This is a genomic window from Streptomyces sudanensis, from assembly GCF_023614315.1.
Classification (GTDB): Bacteria; Actinomycetota; Actinomycetes; order Streptomycetales; family Streptomycetaceae; genus Streptomyces; species Streptomyces sudanensis.
This window is the reverse complement of record NZ_CP095474.1, coordinates 1,248,490-1,266,746: the sequence shown is the minus strand read 5'-3', so window position 1 is coordinate 1,266,746 and position 18,257 is coordinate 1,248,490. Positions and strand designations below refer to the sequence as shown.

The following is an 18,257-nucleotide window of genomic DNA, read 5'->3' as shown; positions in this document are numbered from 1 at the left end:
TTTTTTTTTTTAATTTTCCTGCTACCTCCAGGTGTTACAGGTAAGGGGTGGTCGGAAGGGTCAACTGGGTATANNCGNCAGCGNTGGNNGTGCCGGTGCCCTGGCCCGCGTCGGGGGGCGGGGCGGGGGCGAGCCCGGCGGCGGACTCCTTGGCCGTGTACACCTCCTGCGCCCGGGTCTCATCGCTGACGGACGTGTCGTAGGAGACCACGCGCTCGAAGTCGAGGGCGAGGTGGTGGATCGCGTCCTGGCCGTCCGACTTCCAGGCGCAGCCGGCGCGGCGGTCCGTGTCGTACGAGACGGCGGAGGTGCCGCGCAGGACGCGGTCGCGCTCCTCGGCAGGCAGGGCGGCTACGGCGGGGAGCATGTTCCGCAGGGTGGCGCGGGGGACGGAGCCGCACGGTTCGAAGAGGGTGCGGTAGCGGCCGGGCTGGGCGATGGTGCCGGCGGCGGTGCCGGCCTTGGCGTCGACGCCGGAGCCGTCGGTCCCGGGGCCGGAGGTGCATCCGCCGAGGGCGGTCGCGCCCAGCGCCGCGAGGAGTGCCAGGCCGGATGCGTACGCCCTTCGCTGCACGGTGCCGGGCTCCCTTCCCTGGGGTCACGGTGAAAACAGCTTGCCGGTGATCGGCGGCCGGTGAACACAATGTGTATCGCACGCGCGCCGTCGTCGCCGGTCTGCCATCACCTATGTCAGCCCTGGCACCGGATTTTGCGTTTTCTGGATTTTCTGGGGGAATGGGAAGACATGTCGTACGTCGAGATTCCGGGGGCGAAGGTCCCCATCCGGATGTGGGCGGACCCCGCCACGGTGGAGGACGTCGCGCTCCGACAGTTGCGGAACACCGCGACCCTGCCGTGGATCGAGGGGCTCGCCGTGATGCCGGACGTCCACTACGGCAAGGGCGCCACGGTCGGGTCCGTCATCGCCATGCGCGGCGCGGTCTGCCCGGCGGCGGTCGGCGTGGACATCGGCTGCGGGATGTCGGCCGTCAGGACCTCGCTCACCGCGAACGACCTGCCGGGGGACCTGTCCCGGCTGCGGTCGCGGATCGAGCAGGCCATCCCGGTGGGCCGGGGGATGCACGACGAGACGGTCGACCCCGCGCGGCTCCCGGGCCTCGCGGCGAGCGGGTGGGACGACCTGTGGGCGCGGTTCGGCGGCATCGCGGAGGCGGTCAGGTTCCGTCAGGAGCGGGCCACGAAGCAGATGGGGACGCTCGGGAGCGGCAACCACTTCGTCGAGGTCTGCCTGGACTCGACCGGATCGGTGTGGCTGATGCTGCACTCCGGATCGCGGAACATCGGCAAGGAGCTCGCCGAGCACCACATCGAGGTCGCGCGGCGGCTGCCGCACAACCAGGACCTGATCGACCGGGACCTCGCGGTGTTCATCGCCGACACGCCGCAGATGGCCGCGTACCGCCACGACCTGTTCTGGGCGCAGGAGTACGCGAGGTACAACCGCTCGGTCATGATGGCGCTCCTGAAGGACGTGGTCCGCAAGGAGTTCAGGAAGGCCGGGGTGACCTTCGAGCAGGAGATCTCCTGCCACCACAACTACGTGGCGGAGGAGCGGTACGACGGCATGGACCTGCTCGTCACCCGCAAGGGCGCGATCCGCGCCGGGAGCGGCGAGTACGGGATCATCCCCGGCTCCATGGGCACCGGCTCGTACATCGTGAAGGGCCTCGGCAACGAGAAGTCCTTCAACTCCGCCTCCCACGGCGCCGGCCGGCGGATGAGCCGGAACGCCGCCAAGCGCCGGTTCTCCACGCAGGACCTGGAGGAGCAGACGCGGGGCGTGGAGTGCCGCAAGGACTCCGGCGTCGTCGACGAGATCCCCGGCGCGTACAAGCCGATCGAGAAGGTCATCGACCAGCAGCGCGACCTGGTGGAGGTCGTGGCGAAGCTGAAGCAGGTCGTCTGCGTGAAGGGCTGAGCCCCGCGCGGTCCCGGTCTCGTGTGTCGCCCCGGCCCCCGCGCCGCCCCGGTCCTGCCGGACGGCGCGGGGGCCGGAGCGCGTCAGGCCTCCCGGGAGGCGCGGTGCCTCAGGACTCCCGGTGGACCTTGCTGTTCGACGCCTGGGCGCGGGGGCGGACCACCAGCAGGTCGATGTTGACGTGCGGGGGGCGCGTCACGGCCCAGGTGATCGTGTCGGCCACGTCGTCGGCCGTCAGCGGGTCGGGCACGCCCTCGTAGACCTTCGCCGCCCGCTCCGTGTCGCCGCCGAACCGGGTCAGGGCGAACTCCTCGGTCCGCACCATGCCGGGCGCCACCTCGACGACCCGGACCGGCGTGCCGACGATCTCCAGGCGCAGCGTCTCGGCGAGGACCCGGGCGCCGTTCTTGGCGGCGACGTAGCCCGCGCCGCCCTCGTACGTGGCGTGGCCGGCCGTGGAGGAGACCACGACGACCGTGCCGGCGCCGCTCGCGGTGAGGGCGGGCAGCAGCGCCTGCGTCATGTGGAGCGTGCCGATGACGTTCACCTCGTACATGCGGCGCCAGTCCTCCGGGTCGCCGGTCGCCACCGGGTCGGCGCCGAGCGCGCCGCCGGCGTTGTTGACCAGTACGTCGCAGCGGTCCAGTGAGGCGGCGAAGGCGTCGACCGCCGGGCGGTCGGTGACGTCGAGGGCGTACGGGGTGGCGCGGTGGCCGGCTTCGGTCAGCTCGGCGGCCAGGGCCTCGATGCGGTCCTTGCGGCGCGCGGTCAGTACGACGTGGTGCCCGGCCTCGGCCAGGTGCCGCGCGGTGGCGGCCCCGATGCCGCTGCTGGCTCCGGTGACGACGGCGACGGGCAGGGCGGCGGCGGTCATGGTGGGCGTGCTCCTCGGGGCGGCGGCGAGCGGTACGGCGCCAGCATAGGGGCGTGCGCCCCGGCGATGTGAGGTGTGCATGATCATCACCCGGCGCTGTACGCGCGTCCTACTTCCATCAGGCGCGCTCGCCGCGGTGATGCGTTCCTCGGACGGCGCGTCCCTCCCGGGCCGCGGGCGCCGGGCGGGAGGCCGGTCTTCCGGGGCGGCCCTCAGCCCCGGGCCCAGGCTATGTAGCCGTCGGGGCGGATCAGCAGGGCGGTACGGCGGTTCCGGTTCGTCCAGGTGGCGCGGACGACCCTGCCGGGCGCGGTGGCGATCTCCGGAGCGGACGGCTCGGTGCCGTGCGGGGCGACCAGGACGAACGCCCCCTTGCGCAGCAGCTCGTAGAGCCGGCCGTCGGTGAGCGACAGGTCCGGTGCGCGCCGGCCGGTCAGCCGGTGCGCACCCCGCGGGGCCGCGTACGAGATGTCGATCCCGCTGAGCCTGCCCGCCATCCGGTCGGAGACCGGGCCCGTGGACACCACGCGGGCGACGACGTTGCGGGCGGCTCGACCCAGGGGCGTGCGGACCATGGCGAGGCGGATGATCGCCCCGCTGCCGCGCAGGACGGCGGCGCCGACCGGATGCCGCTCGGCCTGATAGCTGTCGAGCAGGGCCTCCGGGTCGTCCGCGTCACCGCGCAGGACCGCGGCGAGCTTCCAGGAGAGGTTGGCGGCGTCCTGGAGGCCCGTGTTCATGCCCTGGCCGCCGGCGGGGGAGTGGACGTGCGCGGCGTCCCCGGCGAGCAGGACACGACCCACCCGGTAGGCGGGTACCTGGCGTTCGTCACTGTGGAAGCGGGAGAGCCAGCGGGCGTCGTGCATCCCGAAGTCCGAACCGAGTGCGCGGCGGGTGATGTCGCGGACCTCGTCCAGCTCGACGGGCGCGTCGTCCGGCAGCTGCCGCTGCCGATCCCAACCGATCACCCGGTACCAGCCGTCGCCGAACGGGGCGAGGAACGCGAAGGCGTCACCCGTGCCGTCCACCATCGGCACCTCCCGGGGCCGCTCGGAGAGGCGGACGTCCGCGAGGACGAGCGAGCGGATCACGGCGCGCCCCGGGAACGGCAGGCCCAGCCGCTCCCGGACGGTGCTGCGCACGCCGTCCGCGCCGACCAGGTACCTCGCGCGGAGCCGCGTGCCGCCGCCCCCCGCCGGGGCCAGTTCGGCCGTGACGCCCTCGGCGTCCTGGCGCAGGGCGCGCAGCGCCGTCTCGTGGCGGAACTCCACGCCGGCCGCGCGGGCTCGGTGCTCCAGCAGGCGCTCCACCTCGTACTGCGGGGTGATGAGCAGGTACGGGAAGCGGGTGCGCAACCTCGAGAGGCGCAGCGCGGCACCGCCGAACAGCCGCTGCCGGGTCACGGCCGTGCCCGTGGCCGTCAGCTCGTCCGCGAGGCCCCTGGCGTCGAACACCTCCAGCGTCCGGGCGTGAACGGCGAAGGCGCGCGTCAGGTTGGTGACCGCGCGGGGGCGGCGCTCCACGAGGGTGGTGCGGACTCCGCTCTCGGCGAGGTCCCCCGCGAGCAGCAGCCCGGTCGGGCCCGCGCCCACGACCACGACGTCCGTGTCGGCGGTCGGCGTGCCGGCGCCGGCGCCCGGCCCGTCGGTCATGTCGGTGCTGGTCCTGTCGGTGCTGGTCCTGCCGGTGCTGGTCATGCCTGCCTCCTCAAGCCCGCCCACAGGGGGGCGACAGCCTTTGGCCAACGCGTGTTGGTCAACACTTGTTGGCAAAGTTAGACCCGGCGGCACTGGCGTGTCAACACTTGTTGGCCTACAGTCGTTGGCATGGAGAAGGAAGCCGTCACCTCACCGGGCCGCGCCCCGCGCCGCTCGGACGCCACCCGTGCCGCGATCCTCGAAGCGGCGCGCGAGCGGTTCGCCGCGGACGGCTACGAGCGCGCCACCATCCGGGCGATAGCCCGCGACGCGGGCATCGACCCGTCGATGGTGATGCGCTACTACGGCAACAAGGAGGGCCTGTTCGTGGCCGCCTCCGAGATCGACCTGCGCATGCCTGACCTGCGCGTCGTGCCGACCCGGCACATCGGGGTCGTACTCGTCGGCCACTTCCTCGACCACTGGGAGTCCGACGAGACCCTGCAGGCCATGCTCCGTGTCGGCGCCACCAACGAAGCGGGCGCCGAGCGCCTGCGCGAGGTCTTCAAGGACACCGTCGCGAAGCTGGTGGCCGGCGTGTGCCCCGACCCGGAGGAGGTGCCGAAGCGGGCCGCGCTCGTCAGCGCGCAGATGCTCGGCCTGGCGTTCACCCGGTACGTGCTGCGCTTCCCGCCCGCCGTCGCGATGGAGCGCGAGGAGATCGTGGCCTGGCTCGCCCCGACGATCCAGCGGTACCTGACGGCCGAGCGGCCGTAGCGGCGGGGCGGCCGTCGCGGGCACGGGCGTCGCGGGCACGGGCGTCGCGGTCGGGACGCCGTGGCCGTCGGGCAGCGGTGGCCGTCAGGCAGTGGTGGCCAGGCGGCCGCCACCGGCCGACGCCACCGCGCCGCCGGTCATGCCGCCGCGCCGCCGGCCGACGCCACCGCGCCGCCGGTCATGCCGCCGCGCCGCCGAACTCGCGCAGGGCCGTGCGGACGATGTCGTCCAGCCGGGCGTGGTGGGCGCCGCGCCAGTACACGCGGTCGCAGGCCGTGCAGCGGGCGAACACGTCGTACGTGTGCCGTGTGCCGTGCTCCAGGCGCTCGCGCACCTCGTCCTTGTCCGCCCCGGTCAGCACCCCGTTGCAGGCCGTGCAGCGGGTCCAGGGGACCAGGCGCGGGGCGAAGCGCTCCAGCACGTCGCGCAACTGCTCGTCCGGCCGGTGGCTGTAGACGTACGCGCCCGCCCACAGCTCCCGGCGGCGCAGCAGGCCCCGGTCGCGCGAGAGCATCACGCGCCGCTCCCGCGCCGACTGCGCGGCCAGCGCGGCGTCGCCGATGTCCTCGCTCTCGTACGCCGCGTCGACGCCCAGCAGTCGCAGCCGCCGCGCGAGCGTGCCCAGATGGACGTCGAGCAGGAAACGCAGCGGCGCCCCCGGTACCTCCTGCGGGCGCCGGACGCCCCGCACCTCGACCTCCTCGCCGGCGGCCGGCACGTGCGCGACGGGGACCGGTTCGCCGGACACCAGCAGGGCGCCCACCTCGGTGAGCGGCACGCCGAGCGACTCGACGACGTGCCCGAGCGTCGACACGCCGTCCGTCACCACGGCGGTGCGGCCCGCACGGCGGGGCGCCGGTACGAACAGGCGGAGCTCGGGCGCGAAACTGATGTGGATCTCCGGTCCGTTCACGCGGTCAGGATGCCATCGGGAACCCGGCCCCGGCCAGGCGGTTTCCCGGCCCCGCACACCGTCCCGCACACCGTCCCGCACACCGCCCCGCGAGCGTCACCGCCCCCNGTCCCCCGCCGCTCCCGCGCCGTCCCCGTAGGCCCGGCGCGTCCCGTGGACCGCGCCCGGTCGCCCGTACGCCTGCGCACGTCCGGTGCCCCGGGCGGAGCCGTCTTCGCCGTCGGGTGGTTCGCCCGTGCGCCTGCGCACGTCCGGTTCCCCGCCGGGGCGCCGTCCCGGTGCCGGACGCCCGAGGGATGCCCGGCCGGGTCCTCGTGGCGGTCCGGCCCGGCGGTGCGACGGCGCGGGAGCGGTCGGCAGGCGGGCGCGGTACGACCGGAGCGTGCCCGTGCGTTCGCCGGTGCGGGTATCCGCGCCGGATGCCCACCGGATGCCCACCGGATGCCCGCCGGTAAATCCGCCCGATGCCCGCCGGGACCGTCGGCGCGCCCGGAGGCGCCGCGCGGCCGGGAACGGCGCCCGCGCGCCGGAGCGGTGCCCTACTCCCGGAGGTACCCCGGGAGGGAACGCCGGAGTGTCCCGGCTTCCGGCCCTCGGCGGCACCGGGCCGCCCTCGCGCCCGGCGCCGACGGCTGCCGGGCCCGGGACCGGCGGTTCCCGCAGCCGGGGACCGCCCCCACGGGCGGGGCCGGCGGTTCCCGCACCCGGGAGCGGAGAGGTTCACGGCCGGGGGCGTCCGAGGGCCGGGACCGGGGCGGGCTCGTGGAGGATGGAGGTCGCGGGGTCGGTCAGGGCCAGACGAGGCAGTACGGCTGGTGGCCCGCCTCGTGGAGGCGCACCGAGAAGTCCTGCCACTCGTGCAGCAGCCGGTACACGTCGAAGGCGTCGCGCGGCCCGCCCCGGTCCGGGACCGTCGACCAGATGAACGCGGCGGCGCCCACCGACTCCTCGCCGACGCCGCGCAGCGGGTCGACGGCGGTCGTCGGCAGCTTCACCACCGCGTAGTCGGGGTGCAGCACCACCAGCTCCAGCGGCGGCACCCGGTGCAGGGGCACGCCCTGGATGCCGGTCAGCACCATGGCCGCTATGGTCTCCGGCTTGATCTTGGTGAACATCCCGCCCATGCCGAGCTCGTCGCCACCGAGCTCCTCGGGCCGCATCGACACCGGCACCCGCGCGGCCGTCGCACCGTTGGGCGCGCCGAAGTACTTGTACGTCACCCCCATACGGCCACCCCTGCTCCCCAGGGAGTCGGTCCCCAGGAACTCGCCTCCCGCGACCCCCTCCCGGTGGAGGCCGTCGTCCCGTCGTACGGGCTCCCGCGGGGCGGGGTCGTCCCGCTGTCGCCGGTGCCTCCCCCGCCGGGCACGCTCGGGGCCCAGGTCGCCGGTCCCCTCGCCCAGTCCGCCACCGCGATGCATATCTCCACCCGACTGCTTGCAAGATGACACGGCCCCGCCGCGCAACCCGATCATCGTCTCAGTGACCTCCCCCGCGAACAGGTGGTGAAACACCTGTCCACAAGAACGTACCGGCCTCTGACACCATGGTTTACGTGAGCTCTCCCTACGACGCCCCAGTTTCGCAGACGCGGAGGGCCGACGCCTTGCCGAAAACAAGGCCGGGAAACCCCGGGGGCTCCCGCCTTCGCCCGAGCGGGGGGGACCACCTCGGGAAACCCGGTCGTGGGGGAAGGCCTCACACCGGGGCAAGGCCGCCCGGCCGACCGCCGTGGAACCGGACGCCGTGAAACGGATCACGGCCCGCCCCTCCCGCGGGACCGCCTCGCCGACATCGTCGGCGGCAGCGCCCGCGCCAGCCGCCCGCCCACTCGTTCTCGCAGGTCAGGACCCAAGTGCCGTACTCATATGAAGCCCCAGTCTCACAGTCGCTCTTCGACCGCGCCTCCCAGGTGACGCCCGGCGGCGTGAACTCCCCCGTCCGGGCCTTCCGCGCCGTGGGCGGCACGCCCCGCTTCATGGTCTCCGGTACGGGGCCGTACCTCACCGACGCGGACGGGCGCGAGTACGTCGACCTCGTCTGCTCCTGGGGGCCGATGATCCTCGGCCACGCGCACCCCGAGGTGGTCGCCGCCGTGCAGGAGGCCGTGGCGCGCGGCACCTCCTTCGGCACGCCCGGCGAGGGCGAGGTGGCGCTCGCGGAGGAGATCGTGGCGCGGGTCGCCCCGGTCGAGCAGGTGCGGCTGGTCTCCAGCGGCACCGAGGCGACCATGTCCGCGATCCGCCTGGCCCGCGGGTTCACCGGCCGCAGCAAGGTGGTCAAGTTCGCCGGCTGCTACCACGGGCACGTGGACGCGCTGCTGGCCGCCGCCGGCTCCGGCGTCGCCACCCTGGGCCTGCCCGACACGCCCGGCGTCACGGGCGCCCAGGCCGGGGACACGATCGTGCTGCCCTACAACGACCTGGAGGCCGTCCAGGAGGCGTTCCACCGCCACCCGGGCGAGATCGCCTGCGTGATCACCGAGGCGTCCCCCGGCAACATGGGCGTCGTCCCGCCCCGCCCCGGCTTCAACCAGGGACTGAAGGACGCCTGCGCGAAGAACGGCGCGCTGTACATCTCCGACGAGGTCATGACCGGTTTCCGCACCTCGAAGGCGGGCTGGTACGGGGTGGACGGCGTCACGCCCGACCTGATGACCTTCGGCAAGGTCATGGGCGGCGGCTTCCCGGCGGCGGCGTTCGGCGGCCGGGCCGACGTCATGGCGCACCTCGCGCCGGCCGGCCCCGTCTACCAGGCGGGCACGCTCTCCGGAAACCCCGTCGCCACCGCCGCGGGCCTCGCCCAGCTGCGGCTGCTCGACGACGCCGCGTACGAGAGGGTCGACGCGGTCTCGCGGGAGATCCAGCGCCTGGTGACGGACGCGCTGACCGCTCAGGGCGTGGCGCACCGGCTGCAGAACGCGTCCAACATGTTCTCGGTCTTCTTCGCCGACCGCGAGGTCCGCGACTACGAGGACGCCAAGCGGCAGGAGTCCTTCCGCTTCACCGCGTTCTTCCACTCCATGCTGGCGCAGGGCGTCTACCTGCCGCCGTCCGCCTTCGAGTCGTGGTTCGTGTCGGCGGCCCACGACGAGCGCGCCGTCGAGCGGGTCGCCGCGGCGCTGCCCGCCGCCGCCCGCGCCGCCGCGCAGGCCACGGAGGAGGCGGCATGACGGACGGACGACCGGATGACGTGACCGTCGTCCACCTGATGCGCCACGGCGAGGTGCACAACCCGGACGGGGTGCTGTACGGCCGCCGCGCCGGGTACCACCTGTCGGAGCTGGGCCGCCGGATGGCCGACCGGGTCGCCGAGCACCTGGCCGGCCGGGACATCGCGTACGTCGTGGCGTCCCCGCTGGAGCGGGCGCAGGAGACGGCCGAGCCGATCGCCGAGACGCACGGCGTGGACCTGGCCACGGACGAGCGGCTGATCGAGGCGGGCAACGTCTTCGAGGGCAAGACCTTCGGCGTCGGCGACGGCGCGCTGCGCAGGCCGGGCAACTGGCGGCACCTGACCAACCCGTTCCGGCCGTCGTGGGGCGAGCCCTACGCCGACCAGGTCGTGCGGATGCTGGGCGCGCTCGGGGCGGCGCGCGACGCGGCCCGCGGGCGCGAGGCGGTGTGCGTCAGCCACCAGCTGCCCATCTGGATCGTGCGGAGCTTCGTCGAGCGGCGCCGGCTCTGGCACGACCCGCGGCGCCGGCAGTGCACGCTGGCCTCGCTGACGACGTTCACGTACCACGGTGACGAGATCGTCTCGGTCGGCTACAGCGAACCGGCCCGCGACCTGGTTCCCGCGCACCTGCTCGCGGGAGCCAAGCCGGTGAAGGGCAAGCCGAAGGCGTTCGGCGCCTGACGCTCCCGGCGGGGCGCTCCCGGGGCCGCGCCCCCGCCCGGCCCGGGGACCGCCGGACGGGGCGGGGCGCGTTCCCGGGTTCACCCGGCCTTCACAAGGGGCCTTACGGGCAGCGGCGGGGGGCGCCCAAGATCGGTGGAACGGCCATGCGAAACTTTTCACATGAGCCACAGCCGCGCCCACCGAGGCCTCCTGCTCACCGCCGGCGCCCTGACGGCCGCGCTCGCGCTGACCGCGTGCAGCGGCAGCCCCAAGGGCACGTCCGGAGGTGGCGGCAACACCAACTTCGTGACCGACGTCGGCGGCATCGCCACCCTCCCCAAGGGGGAGCGCCCCGCGCCCGAGGGCCTCGCCGGGGAGACGCTCGACGGCGGCCGGCTCGACGTGGCCGACCTCAAGGGCAAGGTCGTCGTGCTCAACCTCTGGGGCGAGTGGTGCAACCCCTGCCGCGCCGAGGCACCGCACTTCGTGAAGGTCGCGGGCGAGCTCAAGCCCGAGGGCGTCGAGTTCGTCGGGATCAACACCCGCAGCGACAAGCTCAAGTCGATCAAGTTCGAGAAGGACTTCAAGGTCCCCTACCCGAGCCTGTACGACCAGTACGGCAAGCTCGTCCTCAACGCCTTCCCCAAGGGCGCCGTCCAGCCGCAGGCGATCCCCTCGACCCTCGTCCTCGACCGCGACGGGCGGATCGCCGCGCGCTCCCTGAAGGCGCTCTCCGAGAAGGAACTGCGCTCGATGATCGACCCGGTGCTCGCCGAGAAGGCCGGCGGGCGGTAGCCCATGAACGAGACGGTCTTCAGCGGGGCCCTCCTGCTGGCCCTGCCCGTCGCCGTCCTCGGCGGCCTGGTGTCCTTCTTCTCGCCCTGCGTGCTGCCGCTCGTCCCCGGCTACCTCTCGTACGTGACCGGGGTCGCCGGCACCGACCTGGCCGAGGCGCGGCGCGGCCGGATGGTGCTCGGCGCCGGCCTGTTCGTCCTCGGCTTCTCCGCCGTCTTCGTCTCCGGCGGCGCCCTGTTCGGCTACTCGGGGCAGACGCTCCTGGAGTACCGCGAGGTGCTGGGCAAGGTCCTCGGCGTGGTCATGATCCTGATGGGCGCCTTCTTCATGGGGCTCATGCCGTGGCTCACCCAGCGCGAGTTCCGGTTCCACAGGCGGCCGGCGGCCGGCCTCGTCGGCGCGCCGGTCATCGGCGTACTCTTCGGGATCGGCTGGACGCCGTGCGTCGGCCCGACGCTCACCGCCGTCAACGCGCTCGCGCTCAGCGAGGCGAGCGCCGGGCGCGGCGCGCTGCTCACGTTCGCCTACTGCCTGGGCCTCGGCGTACCGTTCATCGTCGCCGCCGTGGCCTTCCGCCGGACGCTCGGCGCGTTCGGCCGGGTCAAGCGGCACTACGCCTGGGTGATGCGGATCGGCGGCGGCCTGATGATCGCGACCGGTCTGCTCCTGCTGACCGGCGTGTGGGACGCCTTGGTGCAGGAGACGCAGAGCTGGTCCAGCAGCTTCCAGGTGGGAATCTGAGGTCACCATGAGCAACACCGAACAGACCGGGCGCACCGGACCCGACACGGCCGGCGAGCAGCCCCTCGGCGCCGCCGCCGAGCGGCTGTCCACCGCCCCCGACCAGGACCCGGAGCCCGCCGGCCTGCCCGCCCTCGGCCCCGTCGGCTGGATCCGCTGGTTCTGGCGGCAGCTGACCTCCATGCGGGTCGCGCTGATCCTGCTGTTCCTGCTCTCCCTGGGCGCGATCCCCGGTTCCCTCATCCCGCAGAACGGCGTGGACGAGACGAAGGTCGAGGCGTTCAAGAAGGCCCACGGGACGCTCGCGCCGATCTACGAGAAGCTCCAGCTCTTCGACGTCTACAGCTCGGTGTGGTTCTCCGCGATCTACATCCTGCTGTTCGTCTCCCTCATCGGCTGCATCGTCCCGCGCAGCCTGCAGTTCGCCGGCCAGCTCCGCAGCCGCCCGCCGGGCGCGCCCAGGCGACTCACCCGCCTCCCCGCGTACACGACCTGGCGGACCGGGGCCACGCCCGAGGAGGCCCGCGGGGCGGCGCTGCGGCTGCTGCGGAAGAACCGCTTCCGCGCCCACGCCGCGGGGGACGCGGTCGCCGCGGAGAAGGGCTACCTCCGCGAGGCCGGCAACCTCGTCTTCCACGTCGCGCTGATCGTGATGCTCCTCGCCTTCGCCGCGGGGCAGCTCTTCCGGTCCGAGGGCGGCAAGCTGATCGTCGAGGGCGACGGCTTCGCCAACACGCTCAGCCAGTACGACGACTTCCGGTCCGGTCCGATGTTCTCCCTGGACGACCTGAGCCACTTCAGCTTCGAACTGAAGCGGTTCACCGGGACGTACGAGGCGACCGGCCCGCAGCGCGGCACCCCCCGCACCTTCGAGGCCGACGTCACCTACGCCGAGAACGGCGGCCCCGACAAGAAGGCCGTGATCCGGGTCAACGAGCCGCTGAAGGTCGGCGACACCAAGGTCTATCTGATCGAGCACGGGTACGCCCCCGTCGTCACCGTCCGCGACGGCAAGGGCGAGATCGTCAGCCGGGGCCCCGTGCCGCTGCTGCCGCTCGACGCCAACGTCACCTCGCAGGGCGTCGTCAAGGTCGCGGACGGCTACCGCGACCGGAACGGCAGGAGGGACCAGCTCGGCATCCCGATGTTCTTCGTGCCGACCTTCGCCGGCGAGGGCCAGGGCGAGATGTTCTCCGTGTTTCCCGCGCTGGTCGACCCGCGGCTGAGCGTCTCCGCCTACCACGGCGACCTGCGCGCCGACTCGGGCGTGCCGCAGAACGTGTACCAGCTGGACACCAGCAAGATGACCCCGTTCAAGGACGCGAACGGCGAGATCCTGAAGAAGCAGCTCAAGCCGGGGGAGACCTTCACCCTGCCGGACGGGGCCGGCTCGGTGACCTTCGAGCGCGAGGTCAAGGAGTGGGCCAGCTTCCAGATCAGCCAGCAGCCCGGCAACGGCTGGGCCCTGGCCGGTGCCGTCGCCGCGATCCTGGGCCTCGTCGGCTCGCTGTTCGTCCAGCGGCGCCGCGTCTGGGTCCGGGCCGTCGAAGGCCCGGACGGCGTGACCGTCATCGAGATGGCGGGGCTGGGGCGCGGCGAGTCCGCGAAGCTCCCCGAGGAGCTGGCCGAGCTGGCGGCCGGACTCCACTCCGTCGCGCCGACCGCGCCCGCCGCGGCGGACGGCGCCGAGAACCGTGACGCCGACGGCCGCGCCCCCGCGGCCGGCGGCGCCGAACCCGCCGAAGAGGCTGTTCCCGCCGAAGGGGCATCGCAGTGACCATCGCCGCCGCCAACCACGACCTGGCGCACATCAGCAACGTCCTCGTCTACTCGGCCATGGCCGTGTACACCCTGGCGTTCCTCGCGCACATCGCCGAGTGGGTGCTCGGCAGCCGCAGCAAGGTCGGCCGCACGGCCGCCGCCCTCACCGCGCCCGCGCCCGCCGCCGCGCCCGCCGTCCGGGTGCGCGGCAAGCAGGCCGGCGGCACCGCCGTGCTCGACCGGCCCGAGGTCGTCACGCGCGGCGCCGCCGGCGCGCGGGACGTCCCCGACGGCCCCGGCGCGGCAGCCGGCGACGCCAAGGGCGACCTGTACGGGCGCATCGCGGTGTCCCTCACCACGCTGGCGTTCCTGCTGGAGGCCGGCGGCGTCGTCTCCCGCGCCCTGTCCGTGCAGCGGGCGCCGTGGGGCAACATGTACGAGTTCTCGCTGACGTTCTCCACCGTCGCGGCCGGCGCGTACCTCGCCTTCCTCCTCGCCGGGAGGAACATCCGCTGGCTCGGACTGCCGCTGGTCACCACCGTCCTGCTCGACCTGGGCCTCGCCACCACCTGGCTCTACACCGAGAGCGACCAGCTCGTCCCCGCCCTCGACTCGTACTGGCTGTGGATCCACGTCTCCACCGCGATCTTCTGCGGCGCGGTCTTCTACATCGGCGCCGTGACCACGGTGCTGTACCTGCTGCGCGACGGGTACGAGGCCAAGGTGGCGCGCGGCGACAAGCCGGGCGCGTTCGCCCGCTCGGTCATGGAGCGGCTGCCCGCCGCCGCGACGTTCGACAAGTTCGCCTACCGCGTCAACGCCGCGGTCTTCCCGCTGTGGACGTTCACGATCATCGCGGGCGCCATCTGGGCCGGCGACGCCTGGGGCCGCTACTGGGGCTGGGACGCCAAGGAGGTCTGGTCCTTCATCACCTGGGTCGCCTACGCCGCGTACCTGCACGCCCGCGCGACGGTCGGCTGGAAGGGCCGCAAGGCGTCGTACATCGCCCTGGCCGCCTTCGCCTGCTGGCTGTTCAACTACTACGGCGTGAACCTCTTCGTGAACAGCCTGCACTCGTACGCGGGCGTCGAGTGACCCTCCCGCCGCGGTGACGGCGACCGCCCCCGCCGCGCGACGGCGGCGGGGGCGGGGTGTCCCTCCGGCCGGGACGCCCCTCCGGTCAGGGGCGCCGCGGCGGCATGCACTCCTTCGCGGGCGGCTTGCCCTCGGGCCAGGCCACGGCCACGAACCGGGGGACGCCCCGGGTCAGCTCCACCACCGGGACCGCCTTGTTGTGCGGGTTGCCGTAGTTGTCCAGGCAGATCCAGCCGCTCGCTCCGGAAACCTTCAGCGTGCCCTTCACCTGCGGCCACTGCCGGGCCACGTCCTTGAGACGCGGCCGGTGGGAGCCCTCCGGCGTGGCATCCCGCAGGGCCCGCACGAGCAGCGCCATCGCGTCGTACGCGATGATCGTCTGACCGTCCGCGAGGGCGGCCTTCCGGGCCTCGGAGCCGGCCTCGCCGGGCAGGCCGATCGGCCCCGGCCCCGTGGTGTTCACCGTGTCCAGCATCCGGGTGAACTCCTGGTACGCCGCCGCGGAGCCGCCCGTGGCCGGGGGACGGGTCGTCCAGGCGTCCGGGTGCGCCAGCGACGCGTAGCGGACGGTCAGCCCGTTGTCCAGCGCCTTCTTGTCCAGCTTCCCGTCCGACCCGAGGTACGAGCCCTCGTCGCCGGTCAGCACCGTGTAGGAGCGGTCCTGGCAACTCCGTGCGCCCAGCGCGTTGACGAACTGCCGCAACTGGACGTGCCGCCCGGCGAAGAACACCGTGTCCGCCTGTGTGGTGCACAGATGGATGGCGATCCGCTGGAACGTGTTGGGGGTGGTCCCCTCCTTGGTGATGTCCGGCTCGGAGGTGTAGAGCATCTGCTGGTAGGGGGAGCGGGCCAGCAGGTCGGAGAACGCGTCCTTCAACGTGGTGATGTAGTGGTCGTCGGTCCGGGTGTCCTGGACCAGCAGAGCCTTGCGGGCGTCCACCTCGGCGAAGTTCGCGAGGGCGCTCGCGATGTCGCCGTTGGTGGGGACGACCCGCGCCAGGCCGGGGAAGCGTTCGTCGTCGCTGCTGTTGGCGAGGTTGTCGGCGGTGATCGTGGTGCCCACCACCGGGATGCCCGCCGCGGTCAGTTCCCGTACGGCGCTCCGCACCGGGATGCTGCTCGTCGCGATGCCCGACACGCCGCGCAGGTGGTGGGGGGCTCCCGTCATGGTCTTCAGCTGGTCGACTGCCGTCTTCCAGTGGGCGTTGCCGTTGCCCGTGTTGGCGAGGACGAGGCGGATCCTCGGTGTCTGGCCGTTCTGTCCGAGGTTGGCCGCGTATTGCTGCGCGAACGCGCCCTGGAGTTCGCGCAGGACCTTCTCGGGGAATCCGCCGCTCGTGGACGTCAGCGGGAGCAGCAGGGCGACGGTCACGTACTCGTCGGCCGCCAGCTCGGCGTTCTGCCTGCCGATCGCCTCGACCACATTCTTCAGGTGCGCCTGGCCGAAGTGGTAGCCGTCCCCGGCGGTGGCGACGCCGACGCACTCGTCGGAGCCCGGCGGCCGGGCGACACCGGGAGTGCCGCACGACCGGTTCTCCGGCGTGGTGACCTGCCGTACCACCACGACCGTGCCCACGGCGAGCAGGGCGAGCACCACCACGCTGGTGACGATCTTCTGGCGGACGGTGTAGAAAACGCGGTACCGTAACGGATTTTCCATGGTCGTCAGGCTCCGTCCTCGTGGCCCGGCGACGACGGTGAACGCCAGGCGCGTATGTCCTTCGGCCATCGGGTGGCCGCCTCCCACAGCGGGAGGCTGCCGGTGAGGTGGCGGCCGGAGAGCTGGCGCAGCTCGTACGCCATCCGCTCGGCCACGTCGTCGTCGGGGAGCGCCAGCGGGTCGGTGAGCAGCCACACCGCGTGCAGCAGCCGCCGCACCGACTGGTGCAGGGCGGTCGTGGCGTCGTCGAGCCCGGCCAGTTCCCCGACCGCGCCCGGGTCCTGCCCGAGCGCCACCGCGCGGCGCGGGTCGGGGCCGGGGCGGTGCGGTTCGCACGGGTACGGCGCGGACGCGACGAACAGCAGCCGGTCCAGCCAGCCGCCCGTGTCCGGGTCCCCGAAGGCCTCCCGCAGCGCGGTCACCGCGCCGTCCGTGCGCCCCAGCGCCAGCTCCTGCCGCAGCCGGTAGGGGGTGGGGCGCGGCCCGTAGTGGGTGAGCAGCGTCTCGTGGACGGCCCGCCACGCGGCGTACGCGGGGGCGTCGCCGTCGTGGAAGCGGAGGCGGTGCAGGAGGAGGACGCGCAGCAGCGGATCGGCGACGAAGTACGGCGGCGCGCCGCCCCCCGCGTTCCCCGGCGCCCGCGTCGCCCCCGGTGGCGCGGGTCGCCCCCGTCGGCCAGCCGTCCGCCCGCAGGGCGTCCCGCAGCCGCAGTACCACGTCGCCCTCCACGGAGACCGCCCGCAGCCGGGTGCGGGCCAGGGCCCGCGCCGACTCCTCGTCGTGCGCCGCCGCCAGCACGGTCAGCGCGGCCACGTCCTCGGCGCGCATCCCCGGCAGCAGCTCCTCCAGCAGCGTCCCGGCGACCGGTACGGCGGGGGAGTCCTCCCGCACCTCGACCGTCAGGTCCAGCAGGGCGCCCGGTGTCAGCGCGTCCCGCGTCCCCGCCGGGGCCCCGCCCGCGGCCCGGGCCAGCAGCGCCACGCCCACCGGCCGCCCGCCGGTCAGCCGGTGGACGCCTCCGGGCAGCTCCGGGGGCGTGCGGCCCTGCGGGTCGTACCGGTCGAACAGGCTCCGCGTCTGCGCGGCGCCCAGCGGCGTCAGCTCCACGGCGAGGACGCCCGACGTGATGTCCGTGCCGCGCGGGCAGGGCGCCCGGTGCGCGACCTCCGGGAGCCTCAGCCGGGTCGCGTGGCGCAGTTCCCCGTGGCCGCGGTCGCGGGACGCCGCGATGACGACGACCTGGTCGCGGAGGCCGTCCGCGCGGTTCCGGAGGATCGGTTCGACGAGGCGGCGGCCCAGCGGCAGGTGGGCGTTGTCCAGCAGGACGACCGGGCGTCCGCGCCGCGTGCCGAGCCGGGTCAGGCCGGTGTACGCCCGGTGCAGGTCCTCGACGAGGGTGCCGACGAGGAAGCCCTCCGCGTCCGCGCGGCGGGCGCCGCCCTGCGAGATGTCCGCGGCGAGCCGGCGCAGGCCGAGCCTGCCGTTGCCCCCGGCGCCGCGGTAGGTGCCGTACCAGGCTTCCGAACGGCGCTGGGAGCGGCCGAACACCTCCTCCAGGAGAGTCTCCGCCGTCGCCTCCGCGAGGAGCCCGGCCAGCGGCGCGGCGCCGTCCGCGGCCGTCGCGGCGAGCTTCGCGAGGACCTTGCCGACCCAGGCGGCGGCGGTGCCGCGCGACTCGTCGACGGTCGACAGGACCGGTCCGAGCCGCTGGAGGTCGCGGCGGGCGCGCTCGTCGTCGTCCTGCGACCAGCCGATGCTGGCGGCGGCGGCGAGACCCAGCGCGAGGCGCGGGAACCGCACGGGCTTCGCCGACAGTACGCGCGGCGACAGCTGCACGGCCAGTTCGGCGAGGGCGCCGGTGACCGGGCTCCAGCCGGGGCCGTGTTCGGCGGGCTCCTCCACGTGGGCGCAGTCGAGGAGGGCGAGGGGGGTGCCGCGGCGGTAGGCGTTGCGGATCTGCTTGAGCAGCGCGGTCTTGCCCATGCCGCGGCCGCCGGTGAGGACGGTGACGGGCGGGTCGTCGCCGTGCTCGCAGCGGACGGCGGCGAAGTCGTACGGGGTGAGGCCGGTCAGCCGCGCGGCGAGGCCGGACGGGGCCAGGACCGCCTCGCGACCGTATAACTCCCTGTCCACCCGCCACCCCCCGGGGCGTCAGCCCACAAGACACGTCCTGCCACGGCTTCACGCGCAGGATAGCCCTCGGCGGCCGGGGTTTCGCCGGGTGT

13 protein-coding genes and 1 pseudogene are annotated in these 18,257 nt (G+C 73.8%); 8 read left to right on the top strand and 6 right to left on the bottom strand.

Annotation, left to right across the window (positions count from 1 at the left end):
* Nucleotides 1-89: 89 nt before the first annotated feature.
* Nucleotides 90-574, bottom strand: a pseudogene (locus tag MW084_RS05775) (DUF3558 domain-containing protein); the annotation flags it as partial.
* Nucleotides 575-745: 171 nt separating this feature from the next.
* Between MW084_RS05775 and MW084_RS05770 the strand changes: the two are divergent.
* The gene (locus MW084_RS05770; protein ID WP_010472675.1) at nt 746-1,939 is read left to right on the top strand and encodes an RtcB family protein; all 1,194 of its coding nucleotides are present in this window, start codon (nt 746-748) and stop codon (nt 1,937-1,939) included.
* Nucleotides 1,940-2,048: 109 nt separating this feature from the next.
* On the opposite strand, the gene MW084_RS05765 is transcribed toward MW084_RS05770, so the two are convergent.
* Nucleotides 2,049-2,813, bottom strand: a complete 765-nt coding sequence (locus MW084_RS05765) for an SDR family NAD(P)-dependent oxidoreductase (RefSeq protein ID WP_010472677.1) — start codon at nt 2,811-2,813, stop codon at nt 2,049-2,051.
* Between the two features lie 212 nt (nt 2,814-3,025).
* Complete coding sequence (locus MW084_RS05760) at nt 3,026-4,510, bottom strand: FAD-dependent monooxygenase (RefSeq protein ID WP_010472679.1); 1,485 nt, start codon at nt 4,508-4,510, stop codon at nt 3,026-3,028.
* Nucleotides 4,511-4,639: 129 nt separating this feature from the next.
* On the opposite strand from MW084_RS05760, the gene MW084_RS05755 reads away from it, so the two are divergent.
* Complete coding sequence (locus MW084_RS05755) at nt 4,640-5,227, top strand: TetR/AcrR family transcriptional regulator (protein ID WP_010472683.1); 588 nt, start codon at nt 4,640-4,642, stop codon at nt 5,225-5,227.
* 178 nt (nt 5,228-5,405) lie between these two features.
* On the opposite strand, the gene MW084_RS05750 is transcribed toward MW084_RS05755, so the two are convergent.
* Together MW084_RS05750 and MW084_RS05745 are read right to left on the bottom strand one after the other, a co-directional pair.
* Nucleotides 5,406-6,140 carry a Mut7-C RNAse domain-containing protein gene (locus tag MW084_RS05750; RefSeq protein ID WP_010472685.1) on the bottom strand — a complete coding sequence of 245 codons (735 nt, stop codon included), beginning with the start codon at nt 6,138-6,140 and terminating at the stop codon, nt 5,406-5,408.
* A 788-nt stretch (nt 6,141-6,928) separates the two neighbouring features.
* Entirely contained in the window at nt 6,929-7,561 is a 633-nt protein-coding gene (locus MW084_RS05745) for a hypothetical protein (protein WP_078571900.1), read from the bottom strand.
* Nucleotides 7,562-7,995: 434 nt separating this feature from the next.
* Between MW084_RS05745 and hemL the strand changes: the two genes are divergently transcribed.
* The 6 genes from hemL (at nt 7,996) to ccsB (ending at nt 14,372) form a co-directional block, all read left to right on the top strand.
* The gene (hemL, locus tag MW084_RS05740; RefSeq protein ID WP_029553646.1) at nt 7,996-9,312 is read left to right on the top strand and encodes a glutamate-1-semialdehyde 2,1-aminomutase; all 1,317 of its coding nucleotides are present in this window, start codon (nt 7,996-7,998) and stop codon (nt 9,310-9,312) included.
* Nucleotides 9,309-9,998 (top strand): histidine phosphatase family protein, encoded by a 690-nt coding sequence (locus tag MW084_RS05735; protein WP_010472693.1) that lies wholly within the window; start codon nt 9,309-9,311, stop codon nt 9,996-9,998. Before hemL ends, MW084_RS05735 begins: the two co-directional genes overlap by 4 nt.
* A 162-nt stretch (nt 9,999-10,160) precedes the next feature.
* A complete protein-coding gene (locus tag MW084_RS05730) occupies nt 10,161-10,775 on the top strand; it encodes a TlpA family protein disulfide reductase (protein ID WP_010472695.1) in 615 nt (204 codons plus the stop codon).
* Nucleotides 10,776-10,778: 3 nt separating this feature from the next.
* Nucleotides 10,779-11,516 carry a cytochrome c biogenesis CcdA family protein gene (locus MW084_RS05725; RefSeq protein WP_010472697.1) on the top strand — a complete coding sequence of 246 codons (738 nt, stop codon included), beginning with the start codon at nt 10,779-10,781 and terminating at the stop codon, nt 11,514-11,516.
* A 7-nt stretch (nt 11,517-11,523) separates the two neighbouring features.
* Nucleotides 11,524-13,293: a cytochrome c biogenesis protein ResB gene (gene resB, locus MW084_RS05720; protein ID WP_010472699.1), complete on the top strand. Its 1,770-nt coding sequence runs from the start codon at nt 11,524-11,526 to the stop codon at nt 13,291-13,293.
* Complete coding sequence (gene ccsB, locus MW084_RS05715; protein WP_010472700.1) at nt 13,290-14,372, top strand: c-type cytochrome biogenesis protein CcsB; 1,083 nt, start codon at nt 13,290-13,292, stop codon at nt 14,370-14,372. Before resB ends, ccsB begins: the two co-directional genes overlap by 4 nt.
* A gap of 85 nt (nt 14,373-14,457) precedes the next feature.
* Here ccsB and MW084_RS24305 read toward each other — a convergent pair whose 3' ends face one another.
* Entirely contained in the window at nt 14,458-18,165 is a 3,708-nt protein-coding gene (locus MW084_RS24305; RefSeq protein WP_338057683.1) for an ABC transporter substrate-binding protein, read from the bottom strand.
* Nucleotides 18,166-18,257: the final 92 nt, after the last annotated feature.